The 20,461-nt window shown below is 61.4% G+C and carries 23 protein-coding genes; 12 read left to right on the forward strand and 11 right to left on the reverse strand.

Going from position 1 to position 20,461, the window contains the following annotated elements; all coding sequences use genetic code 11:
* Window positions 1-76: 76 nt before the first annotated feature.
* Both EA797_RS16900 and EA797_RS16905 read right to left on the reverse strand, forming a co-directional pair.
* Complete coding sequence (locus EA797_RS16900; RefSeq protein ID WP_122167281.1) at window positions 77-1,168, reverse strand: AI-2E family transporter; 1,092 nt, start codon at window positions 1,166-1,168, stop codon at window positions 77-79.
* Between the two features lie 66 nt (window positions 1,169-1,234).
* Entirely contained in the window at window positions 1,235-2,935 is a 1,701-nt protein-coding gene (locus EA797_RS16905; RefSeq protein ID WP_122167283.1) for an OPT family oligopeptide transporter, read from the reverse strand.
* 280 nt (window positions 2,936-3,215) lie between these two features.
* On the opposite strand from EA797_RS16905, the gene EA797_RS16910 reads away from it, so the two are divergent.
* The 5 genes from EA797_RS16910 to csgH all read left to right on the forward strand — a co-directional run bounded on the left by EA797_RS16910 (window position 3,216) and on the right by csgH (window position 6,240).
* Entirely contained in the window at window positions 3,216-3,800 is a 585-nt protein-coding gene (locus EA797_RS16910) for a helix-turn-helix transcriptional regulator (RefSeq protein WP_122167413.1), read from the forward strand.
* The gene (locus tag EA797_RS16915; protein ID WP_122167285.1) at window positions 3,788-4,207 is read left to right on the forward strand and encodes a CsgE family curli-type amyloid fiber assembly protein; all 420 of its coding nucleotides are present in this window, start codon (window positions 3,788-3,790) and stop codon (window positions 4,205-4,207) included. The genes EA797_RS16910 and EA797_RS16915 overlap by 13 nt, the downstream gene beginning before the upstream one ends.
* A 116-nt stretch (window positions 4,208-4,323) precedes the next feature.
* Window positions 4,324-4,809: a curli production assembly protein CsgB gene (locus EA797_RS16920; RefSeq protein ID WP_122167287.1), complete on the forward strand. Its 486-nt coding sequence runs from the start codon at window positions 4,324-4,326 to the stop codon at window positions 4,807-4,809.
* 44 nt (window positions 4,810-4,853) lie between these two features.
* Window positions 4,854-5,783 carry a hypothetical protein gene (locus tag EA797_RS16925; RefSeq protein ID WP_122167289.1) on the forward strand — a complete coding sequence of 310 codons (930 nt, stop codon included), beginning with the start codon at window positions 4,854-4,856 and terminating at the stop codon, window positions 5,781-5,783.
* A 28-nt stretch (window positions 5,784-5,811) separates the two neighbouring features.
* The gene (csgH, locus tag EA797_RS16930) at window positions 5,812-6,240 is read left to right on the forward strand and encodes a curli-like amyloid fiber formation chaperone CsgH (protein WP_244214146.1); all 429 of its coding nucleotides are present in this window, start codon (window positions 5,812-5,814) and stop codon (window positions 6,238-6,240) included.
* Here the strand turns inward: csgH and EA797_RS16935 are convergent.
* The gene (locus tag EA797_RS16935; protein WP_122167291.1) at window positions 6,226-7,377 is read right to left on the reverse strand and encodes an acyltransferase family protein; all 1,152 of its coding nucleotides are present in this window, start codon (window positions 7,375-7,377) and stop codon (window positions 6,226-6,228) included. The genes csgH and EA797_RS16935 overlap by 15 nt on opposite strands.
* A 403-nt stretch (window positions 7,378-7,780) precedes the next feature.
* Between EA797_RS16935 and EA797_RS16940 the strand changes: the two genes are divergently transcribed.
* The 7 genes from EA797_RS16940 to EA797_RS16970 all read left to right on the forward strand — a co-directional run bounded on the left by EA797_RS16940 (window position 7,781) and on the right by EA797_RS16970 (window position 13,447).
* A complete protein-coding gene (locus EA797_RS16940; protein ID WP_122167293.1) occupies window positions 7,781-8,791 on the forward strand; it encodes an SDR family oxidoreductase in 1,011 nt (336 codons plus the stop codon).
* A gap of 133 nt (window positions 8,792-8,924) precedes the next feature.
* Window positions 8,925-9,530, forward strand: a complete 606-nt coding sequence (locus tag EA797_RS16945; RefSeq protein ID WP_122167295.1) for an outer membrane protein — start codon at window positions 8,925-8,927, stop codon at window positions 9,528-9,530.
* 67 nt (window positions 9,531-9,597) lie between these two features.
* A complete protein-coding gene (locus tag EA797_RS16950) occupies window positions 9,598-10,275 on the forward strand; it encodes a response regulator (protein ID WP_122167297.1) in 678 nt (225 codons plus the stop codon).
* Entirely contained in the window at window positions 10,272-11,669 is a 1,398-nt protein-coding gene (locus EA797_RS16955; RefSeq protein ID WP_122167298.1) for an ATP-binding protein, read from the forward strand. The genes EA797_RS16950 and EA797_RS16955 overlap by 4 nt, the downstream gene beginning before the upstream one ends.
* Before the next feature lie 87 nt (window positions 11,670-11,756).
* Window positions 11,757-12,200 carry a ketosteroid isomerase-related protein gene (locus EA797_RS16960; protein WP_122167300.1) on the forward strand — a complete coding sequence of 148 codons (444 nt, stop codon included), beginning with the start codon at window positions 11,757-11,759 and terminating at the stop codon, window positions 12,198-12,200.
* Window positions 12,201-12,305: 105 nt separating this feature from the next.
* Complete coding sequence (locus EA797_RS16965; RefSeq protein WP_122167302.1) at window positions 12,306-12,962, forward strand: DUF2238 domain-containing protein; 657 nt, start codon at window positions 12,306-12,308, stop codon at window positions 12,960-12,962.
* Between the two features lie 173 nt (window positions 12,963-13,135).
* Window positions 13,136-13,447: a hypothetical protein gene (locus EA797_RS16970; protein ID WP_122167303.1), complete on the forward strand. Its 312-nt coding sequence runs from the start codon at window positions 13,136-13,138 to the stop codon at window positions 13,445-13,447.
* A gap of 179 nt (window positions 13,448-13,626) precedes the next feature.
* Here the strand turns inward: EA797_RS16970 and EA797_RS16975 are convergent, their stop codons facing one another.
* The 8 genes from EA797_RS16975 to EA797_RS17010 are packed head-to-tail and all read right to left on the reverse strand — an operon-like array spanning window position 13,627 to window position 20,402.
* Entirely contained in the window at window positions 13,627-15,282 is a 1,656-nt protein-coding gene (locus tag EA797_RS16975; RefSeq protein WP_122167305.1) for a proton-conducting transporter transmembrane domain-containing protein, read from the reverse strand.
* Window positions 15,279-16,775, reverse strand: coding sequence for a complex I subunit 5 family protein (locus EA797_RS16980; protein WP_122167307.1), 1,497 nt, complete (start codon window positions 16,773-16,775; stop codon window positions 15,279-15,281). The genes EA797_RS16975 and EA797_RS16980 overlap by 4 nt, the downstream gene beginning before the upstream one ends.
* Entirely contained in the window at window positions 16,772-18,196 is a 1,425-nt protein-coding gene (locus EA797_RS16985; RefSeq protein ID WP_122167309.1) for a complex I subunit 5 family protein, read from the reverse strand. The genes EA797_RS16980 and EA797_RS16985 overlap by 4 nt, the downstream gene beginning before the upstream one ends.
* Window positions 18,193-18,474: an NADH-quinone oxidoreductase subunit K gene (locus EA797_RS16990; RefSeq protein ID WP_122167311.1), complete on the reverse strand. Its 282-nt coding sequence runs from the start codon at window positions 18,472-18,474 to the stop codon at window positions 18,193-18,195. Before EA797_RS16990 ends, EA797_RS16985 begins: the two co-directional genes overlap by 4 nt.
* Complete coding sequence (locus EA797_RS16995) at window positions 18,464-19,378, reverse strand: hydrogenase subunit MbhD domain-containing protein (RefSeq protein WP_122167313.1); 915 nt, start codon at window positions 19,376-19,378, stop codon at window positions 18,464-18,466. Before EA797_RS16995 ends, EA797_RS16990 begins: the two co-directional genes overlap by 11 nt.
* Entirely contained in the window at window positions 19,371-19,667 is a 297-nt protein-coding gene (locus EA797_RS17000) for a cation:proton antiporter (RefSeq protein ID WP_122167315.1), read from the reverse strand. Before EA797_RS17000 ends, EA797_RS16995 begins: the two co-directional genes overlap by 8 nt.
* Window positions 19,660-19,911 (reverse strand): MrpF/PhaF family protein, encoded by a 252-nt coding sequence (locus tag EA797_RS17005; protein ID WP_122167317.1) that lies wholly within the window; start codon window positions 19,909-19,911, stop codon window positions 19,660-19,662. The genes EA797_RS17000 and EA797_RS17005 overlap by 8 nt, the downstream gene beginning before the upstream one ends.
* Window positions 19,911-20,402, reverse strand: a complete 492-nt coding sequence (locus tag EA797_RS17010; RefSeq protein WP_122167319.1) for a Na+/H+ antiporter subunit E — start codon at window positions 20,400-20,402, stop codon at window positions 19,911-19,913. The genes EA797_RS17005 and EA797_RS17010 overlap by 1 nt, the downstream gene beginning before the upstream one ends.
* Between the last annotated feature and the right edge of the window lie 59 nt (window positions 20,403-20,461).

A 20,461-nucleotide genomic window follows, 5' to 3' on the forward strand; every position in this document is an offset into this window, starting at 1 on the left:
CGCAGGGGTTTCATCGGACGCATTACAAAATTTGTATCTGTGCGGCTCAAAGCCCCGGGCCGTGCTTTCAGATGCCCTACCGTTCATCGTAATCTTCGGCAGCGTGCCGTTCTTCTCGCCCCGGACGATCACCGAGCACGTCTTCGACATAGAGCATTCGGATCATCACCATTCCTACAGCGCCCAGAGGTGTGGCCAGCAGCAGGCCCAGGGTGCCGGCAAGCAAGCCGAACAGCAGTTGCAGGGAGATGGTGAGGGCCGGCGGCACGGACACGATCCGGTTCTGCATCCAGGGCGTGAACACGTAGCTCTCAAGCGCTTGGACCAAGGCGTAAAGGCCGGCGACGTAGAGCATCGTCCGGGTTCCCTCGAGCGAAGCCAGCAACAGCGCAGGAACCAAAGCGATCACCGGCCCGATATTGGGTATGAAGGACAACAGCCCGGCAATCAGCCCCAGAACCAGAGCCAGTTCGATGCCCAGCAACCACAGGCCCAAGGTAGTCAACACGCCGATCAACAACATCTCGATGAGTTTGGCGATCAGCCAGGACTGCAGCGTCGAACCACTCTCGCTTAGCACCTCCTTGGTGCGTGCGCGGTAACTCAGAGGAATCAGTTTGACGAATCCGTCAACGTAAACCCGAGGATTGATGGCCAAGCAGACGCCGATGGCAAACGCCACCACGAAGCTGGTAAGCGCTCCTCCGAGGGACGCCAGCACAGCCGTCACCACGCTGAAGCCATCACCCGGTGATACGGCTTCGCTCAGACTGCCCTGATACTCCATGATTCGACTGACCCATGCGGAATCATCGGCGCGCTCGCGCAACCGCTCGACTGCCTCGGGCAGCGACTCGGAAAGCGCATCAACCTGTTCGGAAATGCTCGGCGCGACCAGCCAACCGAACAAACCGACCGAAATCAGGAACAGTACAAAGAACACGCCCATCGAAGCTTTTCGCGACAGCGGCGTCTTTTCACTGATCCAACAGCTGACACCGTTGATCAGCACGCCGAAGAGAATGGCTGCAAACAAAAGCAGAAGAAACTCGAAGGCCAGCCACGCCACCACCACCAACAGCGCAACCACAACCAGCACGCTCACCTTGATCAAGCTCCGGCTGGCGACCCCTCTCGCACTCTCGGTTTCATTGTCTGCGTCGCTCATGCCATCCCCTTCTCGAAGTCTGAAGTTGGGACATGAGGCCGATGGAGAAATTCAGGTGCAGCCGCTCTAGTGGAGCAACTGCCACAGCGAAATCCCGATTCCGGCCAGACTTTCGCCGGCCACCAGACCCGCGGCGGTAACAATCACGAATCGCTCGGCGAGGCTGCCCCAGCGAGCAGCGAAGAGCCAGGCCAGTAGCGCCCCGAACGCCATCATCAAGGAAATCGAGGCGGGGATGATGAAGGCCAACCCTAGTGCCGCGGAGCTCGGCAACCAGCGCAGGCGTGAGGCCGGCGCCAACCCTTCGGGTATCCCCAGCGCCACTCCCGCCATGGCACCGGCCAGCATAGCCCAGCGGATATCCGGGCTGATGGAGCCGAGCCCCGATGTCAGCGCCTCCGCCACGGCCTTCCAGGTCGCCACCGCGGGTGCCGGCCATTCCGGTGTGATCAGCATTGTCTGGGGGTCTGGAATCAACAGCTGATAGGCCAGTACCCCAACCAGGCTGCCGACCAGAATGCCCAGGCATTGCGCGATTACCTGCCGCGACGGCGTGGCGCCGATCGCATGGCCGACCTTGAAATCGTTGAGCAGATCGGTGCACTGACCGGCGGCACCGCCAGCGGTATTGGCGCTCATCAGGTTGATCCCCACCTGCCCCGGTGCGATGGCGCCAAAACCGAGCTGCGACAACTGCCCGATTGCCCCGATAGGCGGGATGCCAGTCGCCCCCACGACCCGCGCCGCAACCATTGCCAGCAACAACGCCAGTGGGATCGAAAGCGCCGCCATCAGCGGATGAATGCCGAACAACGTCATCTGCAGGATGATTACCAGAATCGCAGCCAGACCTAGCCCGAGCGCGGGCAGCAACGCCGGTCGGCGCATAGCCATCCTCCTGGGCCCGCCCGCACTACGGGCACGCAGAAAACGCAGCCCAAGGGCCGTCAGGGTGGAGCAGACCATCAGGCTCACCCCCGGCCAGAGCAGCCACTCGATGAGCAACGCGAACTGCGGCCCGCTGGCACCTGCAGGCATGCGAACAAGGCCTTCAGCGAGTAACCACGGTGCAATCAGCCCCCATGCGATCGCCGCCCCCAGCAGCAGTGACAAGCCCACCCGCAGGCCGATAATCCCACCAAACCCGAGCAGCAACAGCGACGGTTCGAGGTTGAACGTCAGCCGCTCCAGCTGCGCACTTGGCGCCCAGCGCGGCAAGTTCCACAGCAGGCTATCGATCAGTTTGGCTCCTGCCGCCAGCAATGCGGCCGAGCTCAGCACCCATAGTCGCCGGGCCGCCTCGGCGCCGTGACTGTAAATCTGCTGCATCGTCGCCAGCGTCGCCATGCCTTCCGGAAAGCGCAGCTGTGATTCGACGATCAGCGAGGGCCGCAAGTACCAGGCGACCCAGATTCCAAGAAAGCTCACCGAGAACACCCAGGCCATCAAAGGCAGTGTGTCCAGCTGGTGGCCGGTAATCAGCGTGAGGGCGGGTATGGGCGCCACTAGCCCGCCGGAAATGATCGAGGCTGCAGAAGAAGCTGTGGTCTGATTGATATTGCTTTCGTGCAGCGTCCAGGACGGACGATTCAACAGCTTTGCCAGGTTCTGCCAGAAAGCGAAACCGACCAGCAACGCAATGATCGACATGTTGAATGACCAGCCGATCTTCAGGCCTGAATAAATGTTCGAGGGCGTCAATATCGCCCCTAGGATTAGCCCTGTGATCAGCGCGCGGCACGTCAATTCGCGAGAGGGTTGATTCATGCCGTCTCCATCGAACGGGTGATTGACTGACCTTAGACCATTCACTCCACCTTGGCATTAACTCGACCGTCCGTCGGGTTGTCAGCGTCTGAGCGCAGATGCCTGCCTAATCGCAACCCGAACGCTGAACTTCATCTTTTTCGCCCGGTCGGTTAGTAACTTTTCTACGCGGCATAACGGTACCCAAGACCAAGGATTGAACATGGACGAAGCGGATTTCACCCACCAGGAAAGTAACCGGCCTACTGTGACCCTGCTCACCGGTAATGAGCTACTGGGACTGTTCTTCAAACACTTTCTCGGCGAACAGGCTCAGGTGGAAGTCGCCCTGGCGAGGCTTGAGAAGATTGCCCCAGGCGAGACCGACCTCTACCTGCTGGATTCGGGAAACAGCCAGACCGAGCAGCTTTCGGCGCTGCTGGATCAACTCGACGAGCAGACCCCCGTGGCCCTCGTCAATATTGCTCCGGATCAGGCAGAGCAACTGGTCGACAAACACCCGGCCATTCGTGGCGTGTTCTACAGTCACGCAACGCGCGAGCATCTGCTCGACGGCATTCAGGTATTGCTCGAAGGCGGCGACTGGCTGCCGCGCGTGCTCACTCAGCGGCTACTCAGCCAGTGGCGTCGCATGCGTCAGCTGGCAGGTAGCAAACCGTCGCTGACACTGCGCGAACGTGAAATTCTCAGCCTCGCAGGCAAGGGCCTTTCCAACGCCGAGATCGCCGAACAGCTGTGCCTGAGTCCGCATACGATCAAAAGTCATATCCATAACCTGCTGCGCAAGATCGGCGCCTCCAACCGTGCCGAAGCCGCCTTCCTGCTGCGCGGTCGGCTGGATTGGTCCGAGTCGTGTCACGCCTGACGCTGGGGCTGCTCCTGCTTTTCGCCCTTGCGCCGCTGCGCGCGCAGGAGCAGCCGATCGAATCGCAACAGGCCGAGAGCGAAGCCGAACTGAGCGGGCTGATCATCGATAACGCGATCACCCGCTTCGGTCACGATTTCCATCGTTACCTGAGCTTTGCCCTGCAGGATGCGACGGACTTGGACGGCGACCTCGTGGTACGCGAACGGCCCTCGGCACGCTGGGGGAGCCTGGTGTGGGTCGAGCATGGGCAGCGCATCGTCTACCGCCGCTTTCTGCAACCTAATGTCGCGGAGATCGAAACCATCGCCAACGAAGCCGCTCGCCTTATCCAGGAAGACATCAGCCGCAACAAGCTGCAGAACCTGTTACTCGACACCTACGATATGGATCGTGACGAGCTGTAAAAAAGGTATGGCTTAATCCCCTGAACCTGTCTTTAACCTGTTGTTTTACACCGTTCGATGGATATTCACCGCCTCGCCTGCGGTCAAGAATCCGAACACTATCAAGAGGTGCCTGCATGGATCGTCTAGCCCTACTCCGCCGCGGCGTTCTTGCCGCCCTGATGCTCACCAGCTACGGGCTTCTGGCCAATGACCTGATGGACAACGGCGACCTCGCTGGAGGCTCGTACAACCTGTCCAGTCCTGCGATGGGGTCCTTGCAGCTTCCTGATGGGCAGCTTGCGCGGGTATTGCAGGAAGGCAGCGACAACCTGGCTGACGTGAGCCAGACCGGCACCAACCAGCTGGCCAACATCGTTCAGCAGGGCAGTGATCAGCAGGCCTTCATCCTTCAACAGGGTGACAACCAGCTGGCCACCATCCTTCAGATCGGCTCCGGCAATATCGCCGACATCAGCCAGATCGGCAGCGACAACGAAGCTGCAATCGCACAGATCGGCTCGAACAACGCCGCGAGCATCGAACAAATCGGCAATGGCCTGAGCAGCAGCGTCGTCCAATACGGCAGCGGCCAGCGGGTCGAGATCGTTCAGCATCGCTAACCACGTCGCCACCTAACTCCATCGCCAGATCTATAAGGAACGATATGCGCAGCCTGCATTTCCTCGCGTCAGCCGCTCTACTGGCTGTCGCCATTGGCGCTCATGCCGACACCAGCGCCAAGGTCGTGCAGACCGGCGACTATAACGACTCGACCATCGAACAGAGCGGACCACTCAACGAGGCGGTCGTACGCCAGAACGGTACGGATAACAGTGCTGCGGTCTATCAACTCGAGAGCGGCGAATCGAACCTGACCTCTATCGTGCAAATCGGTAGCAGCAACGATGCTGCCATCTACCAGGGCCCTGACAGCCACTTCGGCACCGCGAGCGTTTATCAGGAAGGCAACGGAAATCGAATCGAGGTCGAGCAGACCTGGTACGCAAACGAGATGCTGCTCAGCAGCATCGGCGACAACAACTTCATCGCCGCTACTCAGCGAGGCTTTGCAGAGGCTCAGGCATATCAGATCGGTAACGACAACTCGGTAACCCTGACCCAGGACGGCGTCTATCACGGCACCAAATTGGCGGTATACCAGGTTGGCGATGAGAATGACGCGACCATCGATCAGGGCGATGCCGGTGACATCAAGCTTGCTCAGAACGGCAACTCGAACAGCGCGGACATTACGCAGTACACCCTGTTCGGTGAAATCGCGTTCAATCAGGCGGGTGACAACAACCTGCTGTCCGTCGAGCAGACAGGCCGCGGCAATGCATTCAGAGGCTCGTCGACCGGTAATGACAACAGCGTGGAGCTGGTCCAGCAATTCGATGGCAATCAGGCCAGCGTGGTGCAAAACGGTGATGGCAACCTCGCCGCGATTCGTCAGTTCGCCGAATACAATGAGGCGCGCATCACTCAGACCGGCGCGACGAACCAAGCTGCAATCACGCAGAGCGCAGCCCTGATGAACGCCATGATCATGCAAACCGGAAGTGGCAATCAGGCCACTATCACGCAGCAGTAGACCGCATCTATATGGGGTGAATACGCCCATGCTCACTACAGCTCTTGCCACCGTGCTGCTTGCCACAGCAGCATCTGCCGCACCGGTCGAAGCACGGCTGGAGCTGCTACCTGATAACGATCGCCTGCATCTGCGGCTGTGTTTCAGCAGCGCGAAGCCTCACCAGCTCACCTACCAGCTTGAGGTGCGTACGATCGGTAAGGCAGGCACCAGCCGTAGCCGTCAATCAGGGAGGCTGACCAGTGGATCTGAAGCGCAATGTCCGTTGAATAACCGCCTTGGCCTGGCCAAAGACAGCCGCATCGAGGCGACGCTTACCTGGTCCGTAGACGGTGAAGAGCAGCCTGCACTGCATCAAGCCTACCCCGCCGTGCAGCCAACCAGCCCAACGCCCGGTTCGTCGCCGGGCGAAGAGCAAACCGAACAGATCGCCAGGGCCGACTCACACCTGCGATAGCGGCCGCGGCTCGCTACGTGACAGGCGCCTTCCGGTCTGTATCCCCTTCAACTCGACGAAGCGATACGTCAGCGTAGAAACCGCCAGCACAATTGCCAGCTCCAGCAAGGTCAGCAGATCGTCGACCAGTGTGCTGCCCGAGCTTACATAGCGCATGATCTGGTCGCTGTCCGGCTGCTGCAGAATCAGCGTGTATTCCGTCCCGGTGAATTTGGATAACACGACCGCCGCGCTGGTGAATGCAAAGATCACGGCCGCGTGAGTCAGGTAGATCGAAAAGGACAGCTCCCCCAAGCGTATGAAGCTTTTGCGCTGCAGCAGTCGCGAGATGGCGCCACGCTCGCTGGCAAAAACCAGCACAGCCGGACAGAACAGTAGGCTGGCGATGATGCCCTGATGCGGCAGCTCATGGGTCAGGGTTCGGTACACCAGCAACAAGCAGAGCAGCTCGAGCCCGGTAAAGAACGGCCGATCATCAAAACGGCTGATCGTAGGTTCAAGCTTCTGATAGAGCCGGTAGGTCAACGCTCCGGCAAAGAAGCAGGATGCCCCGCGCCAGATGAAAGGCTTGATCACTTCCAGGTCGACATAAAGCGCCGCAAAGGACACCAGGGTCGCCAGCGCCAGGATCTGGCCGCAATATCGCGGCATCGCCAGCAGCAGAACGCCAAGCACCATGTACAGGTAGTACTCGATGCTGATGCTCCATGCCGGCGTATTGAACGACAGGCTGTTGTAGTCGCCAATCCAGCTCTGCAGCAGCAAGGCGTTGGGCAGAATCTCGCTCGGCGCCGTCTTGCCGGTGAACGCCGCGTCGTTGAAGGAGAAACCATGATGCTCGGCCCACAACTTGCCGAACTCGAGCCCGATGAACACCAAAAGCATTACCAGGTGCAGCGGATATAGACGGAACGTACCGCTGATGACGAATCGCCTGAGCATGTCGGCCGAGAACGGGCGCGAGCCGTAGGCGTGAAACATGACGAAGCCACTCAGCACGAAGAAGAACTCGACGAACAGATCGGCATGCCTGAAGAAACTGAGTTCTGAAAAACTCAACAGGATCTGAGTGTGAAACAGCACCACCGCAACCGCGCAGATGCCTCGAAAACTATCCAGCACAACGAAACGCTTCATTCCTAAACCTTGCTCGACATCCAGGCATGCCCGCTACGCGATCCAGCGCGCGGATTTGCTGATAAACGGGGAATACCGGAAAAGGCTCCCGGCCTGGATGAGAGCAATTGGCCATCAAAAGAGTTCCGGCGCATCTAGACAGTTCTGCATTCGGCTTCGATCGAGAAGCCCGCTCGGGCGGTGAATCAGACGGGCGCTGGATGCCCAGCGCTGCTTATCCACCAGCAGTGGGAAAACACCGCGTTAAGGCCACGGCAAAAGTGGCGTTCCACAATCAATCCACGAGCTCCACATACAGAATCTCGCTATCCAGCCGCTGCCATCCATCGCCTGCCCGGAACGCCAGCGGCGCTAAGGCTTCTACCGAGCCAAGGTTTCCCAACGGTTGACTGGAGGAGTTCTGATGCACATTTCCTTGAAACCCCTGCGCGAGCAGGTCGTTGTCATTACCGGTGCGTCCAGCGGTATAGGTCTGGCCACCGCGCGGATGGCCGTCGAACGCGGCGCACGCGTGGTGCTGGTGGCGCGCAATGAAGAAGCCCTGCAGGACATCAAGCAACAGCTGAACGCCGGCGAGCGCGTCCTGCACGTGCAGGCCGATGTAGGCGATCGCGAGCAGCTCGAACGCGTTGCCAGTGAAACCATTGCGCACTTCGGCGGCTTCGACACCTGGATCAACAATGCTGGCAGCTCGGTATGGGGACGCTTCGATCAGGTCAAGGACGAGGATCACCATCAGGTCATGCAGACCAATTTCTGGGGCACCCATTACGGCTCTTCGATTGCGGTGAAGCACCTGCGTGACAAAGGTGGCGCGCTGATCAACATCGGGAGTGTCGAGTCGGCCAATGCACTGCCATTTCATAGCAGCTACAGCGCCAGCAAGCACGCAATCAAGGCGATGACGGACGTGCTGCGCGTCGAGCTGCAGAAATCCCGCACACCCGTTTCGGTAACCCTGGTTCGCCCGTCATCGACCGATACCCAGTTCATGGACCACTCCAAGAATTACCTGCCCAGCGCGCCGGTCTTTCCGCCGCCGGTCTATGCACCCGAAGTGGTTGCCCGCGCAATCCTCAACGCCGCCGAGCACCCTCAGCGCGACGTTTACATCGGCAATGCGAAGCTGCTTTCCAAGCTGGCGCAGAACGCTCCACGGCTGGCCGACTGGATCAACCGCACATTCGTTTACGATGCCATTCAAAGCGGCCGCCCGGACCAGCACCCACGCGGAGCCCTGCACGACAGCGATGTCGGCGCGGCCGGTGACGGCAAAGCCAGCGGCAACTATCCCGGCATGGTTCTCAAGCGCAGCTTGTACACCCAGGCGACACAACATCCGCTCGCGACGACGGCAGCGGTGGCTGTGGGCGCAGCAGCATTGGTTGCCTTGCTGGGGCGCCGGGGACGCTAGCGCAGCGGTGGCGCAGCCGTTGCTGCGCCACCTTCACGTCGTTCAGCTGAGGTTCAGCCAGGGTTCAGGAGCGGTTCAGGGGCTCGCAGGCAGGATGAATGCGTAACTTTTCAGCCCTGCACAGGAGCGACATATGAACAAGCTGCATACCCTGGCCATCGCCACTACTCTGAGCGTCTTCACCCTCGGCGCCCAAGCCGCCGACAACTTCGCCGGCCTCACCTGGGGCAAGAGCACCGTCAACATCGATCGCTCCAGCACCCTGAAGCAAACCATGCCCGGCAAGAACCGCTTCGACGACACCATCAAGAACAGCGGCACCTGGGGCGTACGTGCCGGTCAGATGACTGACGAAGCGCGCTACTATGCAACTTACGAGAACGTATCCGACGACTACGGCAGCTCGCTCAAGCTGCGCCAGCAGAACCTGATCGGTAGCTACGACATGTTCCTGCCGATCGGTGACACCACTCGCCTGTTCGGCGGTGCCAGTGCTGGTCTGACCAAGCTCGAGAACGAGTCCAGCGGTTACAGCCGCGACAGCGACATCGGCTACCTTGTCGGCCTGCAGGCAGGCGTACTGCAGCAAGTCGGCAGCAACACGTCGCTGGAAGCAGGCTATCGTTACCTGCGCAGCAATGCCGGGACCGAAGTGTCCGAGCGCGGCGTGGGCAAGGTCGGTTCCATCGACGTTCATAGCAGCAAGCAGGCCTATCTCGGCGTGAACTATCACTTCTAAGCCGAGCGGTTTGCTTCACAGGACCACGGCCGGGATCGTCCCGGCCGTTGCATGACGGGAGTAAGCAATGAAAGTGCTGGTGGTGGAGGACGAGGCGCTGCTGCGCCACCACCTGTTGACTCGCCTGAGCGAAAGCGGTCACATCGTTGACGCCGTGGCCAACGCTGAAGAGGCGCTTTACCAGACCCGTGAATTTCATCATGACCTGGCCGTGGTCGACCTAGGCCTGCCTGGCATCAGTGGCCTCGACCTGATCCGTCAACTGCGCACCAATGGTCTACGGTTCCCCATTCTCATTCTTACCGCTCGTGGCAACTGGCAGGACAAGGTCGAAGGACTCGCCGCCGGTGCAGACGATTACGTGGTCAAACCCTTCCAGTTCGAAGAGCTGGAGGCAAGGTTGAATGCACTGTTGCGACGATCTTCAGGCTTTACCCAGGCCAGCATCGAGGCCGGCCCGTTGAAGCTCGACCTCAATCGCAAACAGGCGCTGGTCAATGATGAGCCGCTTGCACTGACGGCTTTCGAATACCGCATCCTCGAATACCTGATGCGCCATCAGCAGCAGGTAGTCGCCAAAGAGCGGCTGATGGAACAGCTCTACCCGGATGACACCGAGCGCGACACCAATGTCATCGAGGTACTGGTTGGCCGCCTCCGCCGCAAGTTGGAAGCGCAGGGCGATCTGAAACCCATAGATACCGTCCGCGGCCTGGGTTACCTCTTCACTGAGCGCTGCCGATGAGTCGACGCTGGCGCCGCTGGCTAGTGCTGGCGAGAACCACGCGTAACGGCACGCTTTCGCTGCGCCTGCGCTTGATGCTGGGTGCGACCTGCCTGGCGGTGGTCTTCATGCTCGCGCTCTTGCCGGTACTGCAGGCCGCGTTCAGCCTTGCCTTCGAGCGAGTCATCGAAGAACGTCTGGCCGCCGATGCCAACACCCTGATCAGCGCGTCGCGCATTGAAGACGGACAACTGGTGATGCCCAGCCGGCTGCCCGATGAAGAATTCGACCTCCCAGATGCCAAGCTGCTGGGGTACATCTTCGACCCCCAAGGCAAGCTCCTCTGGCAGTCGCGCTCGGCCGAAGATGAGCAGATCGACTACCACCCGCGCCTTCATGGCGACATCACCGAGTTCAAGCGCGTGCGTGACGCCGATGGCCAGGAGTACTTCGTCTATGACGTCGAACTTCGCCTGGCTGGCGAGGGGCGTCAGGCATTCAGCTTCGTCACCATGCAACCCACCAGCGAATACCGCAGCCTGTTCGATGAGTTTCGCCAGCAACTTTACCTCTGGCTTGGGGGAGGCCTGCTGGTCCTGCTGACTCTGCTGTGGCTGGGCCTGACATGGGGCTTTCGCTCACTCAAACGCTTGAGCCACGAACTCGACCAGGTCGAATCAGGTCGATTGGATCGGCTTAGCGACCAGCACCCCAAGGAGCTGTTGCGCCTGACCCGGTCGCTGAACCGATTGCTCGATGGCGAGCGGCGACAACGGGAGCAGTACCGCAACTCCCTGGGCGATCTGGCCCACAGTCTTAAAACGCCACTGACGGTGCTGCAAAGCGTGGGCGAAGTGATCAGTGCCCAACCGGACAACCGCGAGCAGACCCGTATCATGCGAGCGCAGATCGAGCGAATGAGCCAGCAGATCGGCTACCAGTTGCAACGTGCATGTCTTGGCCAGAGCGGCTTGGTGCGATACCGGGTGGCGCTGCAGCCCGTACTGACGCGGCTGTGTAGCACGCTGGACAAGGTCTACCAGGACAAACGCGTACAGGTCGACCTGCAGCTGCCTCCCGGTGCCACCCTGCCGCTGGAGCAAGGTGCGCTGATGGAGCTGCTCGGCAATCTGCTGGAAAATGCCTACCGGCTGTGCCTCCACCAGGTACGCATCACGCTGCTTGAAGACGGCGATCGACTTCTCTTGAGCATCGAGGACGACGGCCCAGGCGTGCCCGTCGACCAGCGTGCACGCATCCTGCGCCGCGGCGAGCGACTGGACGCTCAGCATCCGGGTCAGGGCATCGGGCTGGCGGTGGTCAAGGACATCCTCGACAGCTACGGCGGGGAGCTCAAGCTCGATGACTCCAGTCTCGGTGGTGCCGCGTTCCGGCTGCGGTTGCCGCCGGACTGAGCCGACGAACTGCTCGGCGGATGGATGCTGCCCCTGACCGCTGCTGCTACAGTTCACACTCTCCTCACCGCACATGGACGCATCGGAATGTCACTGGATGACAATAAACGGGTGGTTCGTAACCACATCGACCTGAGCTGGAATCGCGGTCATCTTGCCCTCGCCGAGCAGCTGCACAGCAAGGATTTCCTGTACAAGAGCTCCTTCGTCGGCCGCGCAATGAACAGCAGCGAATTTGCCGCAATGGTTTCGCAGATCCGCACGGCCATGCCGGATCTTGAGGTGGTCATCGAGGAGTGCGTAGCCGAGGCCGACAAAGTGGTCACCTGGAGCACGCTGATCGGCACCATTGAGAACGAAGCGCTGGGCTATCCACCCAGCGACAAGGTGCTCAGCATCTCGGCGATGGCTTTCTGGATACTGACCCCGAGCGGACAGATTCGCGAAATCTGCACCATGTTCGACATGGAAAGCTTTCGCTCCCAGCTTGGGCTGGTCACCCGCACCTACGCCGAGAAAGCCCTGCCCTGACCTGCGCCAACTGACAATGGCGGGGCATTCATCGCCTTACGGCAGTCAGGCGACCGGTTTCGCTGTCCACTGTGCATACACCCAAATCCGAAAAAGGCAGGTTGAATGCACCGTAAGCAGTTGCTCAGGATACTGGTGTGCCTCGTCGTACTTGCCTTGGTGGCGTCTGCCATCGATCCCCATGACCGCACCACCTGGCTGCTGGAAATCCTGCCCGCGGCCATCCTGCTGCCGGCGCTGATCTACAGTCACCAGCGCTTTGCGCTGTCGTCGCTGCTCTATCTGTTACTCGCTACTCAGGCGCTGGGGCTGATTGCTGGCGGGCACTACAGCTTTGCGCGCGTGCCTTTGGGGTTCTGGCTGCAGGACTGGCTGGAGCTCAGCCGCAATCCCTATGATCGACTGGGGCACTTCATCCAAGGCGTGGTGCCGGCGCTTATCGCTCGTGAGTTGTTGCTGCGCAACGGTCATGCGTTGGGGCGGCACCTACTGCCGTTCGTTTGTGTGTGTATGGCGATGACCCTCAGCGCCGTCTATGAACTCGTGGAATGGGGTGCAGCGCTCGCCCTTGGCCAGGGCGCGGAGGAATTCCTTGGCATGCAGGGCGATCAATGGGACACCCAGGCCGATATGTTTTGTGCGCTGCTCGGTGCACTGACGGCAATGACCATTCTGGTCCCGCTGCACAACCGCAGCATGGCCGCAATCAACAAACCAAACCGTGTGCGATCTGACGTACAAGGCGAAACCGCGATCCGGTAATTAACTGATCATATCGGCCTGATTGAATCTTATGATTGGCTGCATAGATCATTACCTCCCGACTCGGTGTTACATCACTATTGTCGATTTGCACTATTGATACGTGCGCGTTTGTACATTGAGTCCTCCCCCGTAGCATAGGTCCCGTACCCAACTACCTCGAGGACGACATCATGAAAAAGTTATTTGCAAGTATGATCCTGGCCAGTGTCGCGTCCACCGCACTTGCTGTCCCACCGAGCCAACCACAGCCACTTCTTGGCGAAGTACAGGGCACGTCGACAGTATTCGAAGAGATTCGCGCAGATCGTACGCTCTCGGAAAACGGCTTCGATCGCACCCCTTTGAGCGAGCAATTTGCTGAAGATGGTTTCGATCTGACCCCACAGGCTGATCAGATCGCTGACGATGGCTTCGAGCGTACGCCGCTGGGCCAATTGCTGGCAGAGGATGGCAGCGAGCGCACTGGGCTTGGTACTTCTTGAACCTCATGAAAAAACTCAAGGCGCCGTCGGCGCCTTTTTTATTGCCCGAGTACTTAGTGTGTAAACAATAATGAATAACTAGCGAACCGTTATTTAAAGTTGTTTCAGCACTTTGATATAACTTGCGAAGTTGCCCTGGCGCACTCGCAATTACCTGCTGTAACTAACGCCTGACGCCACTACCACAACCATCCCAACCAGAGCAGAACAGCCAGAAGCCAGGCGCTTATTGCAAGCGCGCCCTTGTTCCAGAAACGATTCCAGCGGCGTTCGCGTTGCCGCCAACGCTGGGCATCGGGGCGGGCGGTGGGCACGGCCAGGGGCGGCTGCATGACCAGGCGCTTGAAATACAGAGACAGCGATAGCGCCGGGTTGGGGAGGTTGGCCAGGCGAGCCGGTATTCTGAAACCGCTCCTCACGACCACTCCTGCCACCCCTAGAGCCATAAGCAGAGGCCAGAGCGACGACCAGATCCCACCGGGATACAAGCCATGCAGCATGGGTTCACGCAAGGCGGGCCAGAGCCAGGGGAGCAGCAGCGCCAGGATGCTCAGCAACGCCCAGGGCAGCAGCTGCAACGGAGGCGGAGGCCCAGGGGGCGCGTCGGCGGCATCGCAGCGCAGCAGCCAGAGCGCGCGAGCCAGCAACAAAGCTGTGGTCAGGCTGCTGACGGTCAGCCAAAGCAACCAGCCTTCGAATTCGCCGGCGTACCAGACATCCTTCAACGCCGTCTTTACGGCGCCGCCGGTGGTCAGCGGCAAGCCAACAATCGCCAGCGCCGGTAGCGCCAGCAGTACCCAGCCGATACGAGGTAGGCGACCGGCGTGGATCAGACCAGCTGCAAGGAACAGCGCTCCTTTGGCGAACCCATGATGTACGCCATAGATCATCAGCACGATCGTCATGGCCTGATGCTGCTGCGGATGCCGCCAGGCCAATGCCATGAGGATCACCAGATAGCCCATCTGGCTGACTGACGAATAAGCCAGCACGGCTTTGGCCTTACCTGCAATCAGCCCGAGCAGCGCAGGATAGATCGCGCCGAATACTCCTGCGACGAGCAACACCTGCGCCCAATCAGACAGCAGCGGATCATCCTCGGGCAGACAGCGCCAGATGCCGATGAGTCCGGCCTTCAGCATTGCGCCGGACAGCACAGCACTCGCCGGCGCTGGCGCGGCCGGATGTGCCAGCGGCAGCCAGACGTGCAGTGGCCAGAACCCAGCCTTCAAGCCCAGCCCGAACAGCAGAAGCGCAAGGGTCAGCCCATCCATGGGCACCGCCTGCCAAGCCGAGAATGAGAAATCGCCGCCTGTGGCATGGCTGCGCAGCATCAGCCCGGCAAGCAGCGCCATCTCGCCGCAGATCGCCAACTGCAGATACAGGCGCCCGGCGCGCCGCGGGCCGGGACCACCCTGATGGACGATCAGGCCATAGGCGGACAGGCTCATGGCGCTGAAGCCGAGATAGAAACTCAGGGCGTCGGCGGCGATGATCAGCAGGAGATTGCCCGCGAGGGCCAATAGCCAGAAGGTCCAAAAGCGCATTTGCCCGGCGTCGCCCTTCTGGCTGCTGCTGGCGAAGACCCCGGCGCAACCCCAGAGCAGCGCCGTAAACCCCAGCCAGGCGCGACTGAGGTCATCACTCGATCCCCAGCGGATCCCGTCCCAGAGCATCGGCAGATCCAGAGTCGGCATCGGCTGGAAGACCAGCACCAGCGCCGGAACGCAGACCAGCCACAGCCAGGCAATGGCACGTCCGCGCCAGATCGCCAAGGCACATGCGCCCATCAATGGCGCCAAAGGCACCAGCAACCAGAGCCAGGCGCCGGTCATATGCGGAACTCCCGGTCGACGATCAGCTCCGCCCAGCCCAATGGACTCAGTGCCGTGCCGGCCAGCAGCCCTACCAGCACTGACAAGGCGGCGGTAAACAGTGCGGGTAGCAGCAGCATCCAATGCGTCTCCCAACGCTCTTCGCGCCAGTTGTCCTCATGCCAATCAGCCGGCTCGGCGAACCAGCCACGCCACAGTAACGGCAGGAAGTACCCGGCATTGAGCAGCGCCGAACCCATCAGAACCAGCAGCACCCAATCCTGGCCCACCTCAAGCGCGCCCATGCCCAGCGCCCATTTGCTGACGAAGCCGGCGATGGGTGGAATTCCGATCATGCCCAGCGCACCAATGCTGAACGCCGTCATGGTCAAGGGCATGCGCTTGCCGACCCCATCCATTTCGCGGATCCGGTGAATACCCAGGGTTTCGGCGAAATTGCCCGCGCAATAGAACAAGGTGACCTTCATCAAGCCCTGGTGCACCAGATGTACCAGCCCGCCAACCGCCGCAATCGGGCCGAGCAAGGCGACCCCGAGGGTCACGTAGGACACCTGGCTGATGGTCGAGTACGCCAGGCGCTTTTTCAGCTCCTGCTGTTGCAGCGCACGCACGGAGCCGTAAAGAATGGTTGCCGCCGCCAGCCAGAGCAGCGGCCCGGCGACGTCCAGCAGCCCCATCGCCTCCGCACCATAGACGTCGTAAACCACGCGGATGATGCCGAACGCACCCGCCTTGACCACCGCAACGGCATGTAGCAATGCGCTGACAGGAGCAGGGGCGACCATCGCCTTGGGCAGCCAGCCATGCAGGGGTAGCAATGCCGCCTTGACCCCGAGCCCCGCGATCAGCAGGACGAATGCCACGCGCAGCGCCAGATCGTGCTCGCCGACAGCAGAGAGCAGATAACCGCCTGGCTGGAAATCAGGGCCGCCCGCCAGGCTATGCAGCAGCGCGACGCCCATGAGCACCAGGGCACCGCCGCCGACCGTGTAAGCCAGATAGACCCGGCCCGCACGGAGCGATTCGGGCGTGCCGCGGTGCACCACCAGCGGAAAGGTGGCCAAGGTCAGCATCTCGTAGAACAGAAGGAAACTGACCAGATTGCCCGCCAGCGCCAAACCCACGGTGGCGCTGACGCAGAGGCTGAAGTAACCGAAGAAACGCGACCGCAGCGGTGACTTTTCCAGATAACCAATGGCGTAGATGGTCGTTGCCATCCAAAGCACCGATGACAGCGCGACGAACAACAATGAGAGCGCATCGGCTTGCAGCACCAGCGGTGCCCCGGGCAGAAATGGCAGGCTGAAGCGAAACTCCAGGCCACGGCTGACGCCGACGATCATCGCTACCACCAGCAGCAACTTGATCACCACGCCGCAGATATTGAGCCCAACCCGCAATCGCTGTTGATCTTCGCGCAGGGTGAAGATGAACAGCCCCGGCAGCAGCGAACTGAGCACGATCGCGAGCGGCAGCCAATTGGTCCAGATCATCGTGCCACCCCTCCGAGCCAGAGCAGCAAAGGCTCGCTGATCAGTGCCAGGCTCAAGACAAGCAATGCGGGAAGCATTGCCAGCCATTGCGCGACGGGATCAGGCTTGATGCTGGGTGGATTGGGGCGGGCACGATCGAAGCCCAGCGCCACGACGCGAAAAACATAGGCGGCAGACATCAAGGTCCCCAACAGCACGCCGAACGCCCAGGGCCAGTGCTGTGGCTGTCCGAACAGGGGTTGCAACAACAACCATTTGGCCAGAAACCCGCCACTCGGTGGCAGGCCAATCAGACTGCCGCCCGCCACGGCGAAGGTCGCCATGGCCACCGGCATGTTTTGACTGGCACCTTTGAGTGCACGCACCCGCCGCGTACCGAGCACCCGTTGCAGTTCGCCAGCGGCGAGGAACATCGAAACCTTGGCCAAGCCGTGGGCCAGGATGAACAGCCACAGGGCCGCTTCCATCCGAGGCTCCTGCAAGTGCAGCAGCAGGCCAAGCGTGAGCAGTGCGTAACCCAACTGGGCTACGGTGGAATAGGCCACCAGCATCTTCAGTCGCGGCGCACGCAGGGCCGACCAACCACCGGAAATCAGCGCAAGGATGCCAGCCCCGGCAAACAACGCGCCCGCGGGCTGGCCCAGCTCCGGCGGCGCAATCTCGCTCCAGACCAGCCAGAGAATGTAGATAGGCCCCTTCACCACCAACGCTGAAAGCAACGCACTGACCGCCGTCGGCGCGCCGGAATGTGCTGGTGGAAGCCATAGATGCAGCGGCCACAACGCCGCCTTGAGCATCAGCCCCAGGCTCATCAGCAACAACGCCAGCCGCGTGGTGGCGTCCGCCTGGGCCAGCTCGGCCAGCACCGAAACGTCCAGCACGCCGTAGCGACCATAGAGCAGTGCGACGCCGAACAGGTACGCCAGCGATCCGGCCAGCGACAACATCAGGTAATTGAACGCCGGTCGATAGGCCTTACGCCCCGCCAGCGCCACCAGTGCAACCGCGCAGAGGCTCAGCAGTTCGAGCGTGACGTAGAGGTTGAACAGATCCGCTGAAAGCCACAGCGCGACCAGCGCTGCGTGTAACAGGCAGGACAGCGGCCAGTAATCCTCGCTGCCCGTGGAGTGCGGGCTGCGCGCGGCGTAAAGCGCAACGAGCAGATGCAGCCCGGCTGTGAAAACCATCAGCAACGCCGTCAATGGCGTCAGCTGGAAGCGAATGGCCAGCGGCGCTTCCCAACCGCCGATCTGCAGCAGTTGTGGGCCGAACTGCATCACTTGATGCAGGGCAAATCCAGCTGCGATCAAACTGGCCAGACTTATCGCGATCACGCAAAGCCCGCTGCGCCGCGGTTTCAGCAGCACCAGCAGCAGGCCGGTGACCAGCGGCAGCGACAGGCTTAGCAGGGCCGCATTCATTGCCGCGGCTCCTGTGTGTCATGCGCCACTGCGGCAAGCCGCAGCGCTAAGGCGGTCGCGCTGACCGCCACCACCAGCCCGGTCACCACCAGAGCCACCAGCAACGGGTCACTTGGCTGCTGACGGGCGGCCAGGGCAATCATCACCAGAAACACGCCGCTGCCCATCAGGTTGAAGGCGATGATCCGACGCAGTGCCTGGCGCAAGGTCAGCAGCCCGTGCAAGCCCAGCAGCCAGAGTGCAGCGCCGATGATCATCCAGAACAGGCTACTGCTCACGAGCGCTCCCCTCCCCTTCGCCCACTACCAGCAGACTCAGGCTCGCGGCGATGGAAAGCGTCGCGACCGTCTCGATCAGCAGGATGATCGGTTTGGCGGCACCCGCGGGATAAGTCAGCCAGCCCTGCCCCAGCCAGGCGGTCAGCATCGCGACACCTAGGAATACCAACAAGCCGCCTAGTACCAGGAGGCGCAACGGCATCGACGACCAGCGTAGCCGCGGCAACAGCCCCGACAGCCGCAACAGCACGACCCCGGAGGTCAGCAGCGCGCCGGCCTGGAAGGCGCCACCCGGTGCGCTGGCGCCGCGCCAGAGCACGTAACCGGCGGCCAGTACCAGCAAAGGTGCCAACACCCGCGCCCAGGCCCGCAGCAGCGGCCAGGGTTCTGCCAGGTCGAGCGGCCTTGGACCGAGCTGACGCGCCCCGAGCACCGCCAGCAGCAGGACGGCCAATTCCAGCAGCGTGTCCCAGGCTCGGTAGTTCAACAGCACGGCCGTCACCGGATGCTCGACCCCGGTTTCGCCCAGATTCTGCGCAATCAAGGCTGGAAGGCGGGGCTCGCCCTCGCTCAGCGGCGCAAGACCCTGCACCATTAGAAACAGCAATGGCAGCACCACTGCCGCAGCGCCCAGACGCAGGCGCGTGCCAGTGACCTCAGGCATGTCCGCTGCCGGCTGACGTGCCAGGGCGGTGAACAGCAGAACGCCGGTCAACCCGGCACCGATGGCCGCTTCGGCAAGCGCCAGATCCGCCGCACCCAGACGCGCCCAGATCAGCGCCAGCGCCAGGCCGAAGGCGATGAACAGCAACACGCTGGCGTAGAGATTTCGACCATGTAGCGCCCCAAATGCCAGGCCCAGCAGAAGCACGCCAAGCACGCCGTCGAACAGCCACTCAGTCATCCTTGCGCTCCTCGTCGGCATGCCGCGCCAGCAGCTGGCACGCAGTAGCGCCAGACGCCAGCAGCAACAACCAGATCAGCACCATCTGACCGACTTCCCAGAAACTGTCGGCACGCAGAGAAAGACCGGTGATTACAAGCCCGAGACCGAGCGTGTCCGCTTTGGTCAGGGCATGCAGACGGCTGACGGTGTCAGGAAATCGGATCAGGCCGACGCTACCCGCCACGAAGAACAATAGCCCGCCAATCAGCAAAACCCAGCTGAGCCCATCGCGCAGCACTTCAATCATGACGGCCTCGCCGCAACAGCTGCACCAGTGCTGCACTGGCCACGGCGGCCAACAACCCCAGCAGCAGCGCAACGTCACGTAGTGCCGGCTGGTCCTGCCACTGCGCCAGAACCAGCAGCAAAGCCGTGCCCGTAGTGCCGAACAGCTGGATGGCGAGCAGCCGATCGACCCGACTTGGTCCAAGCACCACACGACCCAAGCCAATGACAATGGTCAGCAGCAGCAGGGACGAGTACACCGCCATCAACGTGGGATCTCCTGCGTAAGCAGGCGCTGTAGCCGCCGCTCCAGTTCCCGGACCGTGGGTTCCCAGGCCTGACGCTGGTCAAGCACATGGACGCGCATGCTGTCGCCATCCACGCGCGAGGCCAGGGTACCGGGCAGCAGCCCGACCAGGGCCGAAAGCACCAGCCGTACCTGCGCGGAGCGGGCAGTCAGCGGGTAGACGAGCCAAGCCGGTTGCAATGACCGTCCAGGATGCAGCGCACGCACGGCGACGTCCCAGGCACCGGCGACCATCTTGGCGAGAAAGAAGCCGATGAAGCCCGGCAGTACGGACAATGATGGATGCCAGGGTCGCATGCCTAGACAGAGCGAAACTCCAGCAGCGATCAGAACGGTGGGCGCGCCCAGAGACCAGCCGCCGCCTTCGCTGAATAGAGCCCAGAGCACGGCGTAGATCAACGCCCAGCCCAGCCCATCGCTCAGGCGGTGCTGCCATCCGGTCCGCTCCATTTCGGTTCTCTTTAATCGACACATCGTGTTTGTTGGACTGAACCCAGCGCAGGCGTTCC

The sequence above is a fragment of the Stutzerimonas zhaodongensis genome, assembly GCF_003696365.1.
GTDB classification, from domain to species: Bacteria; Pseudomonadota; Gammaproteobacteria; order Pseudomonadales; family Pseudomonadaceae; genus Stutzerimonas; species Stutzerimonas zhaodongensis.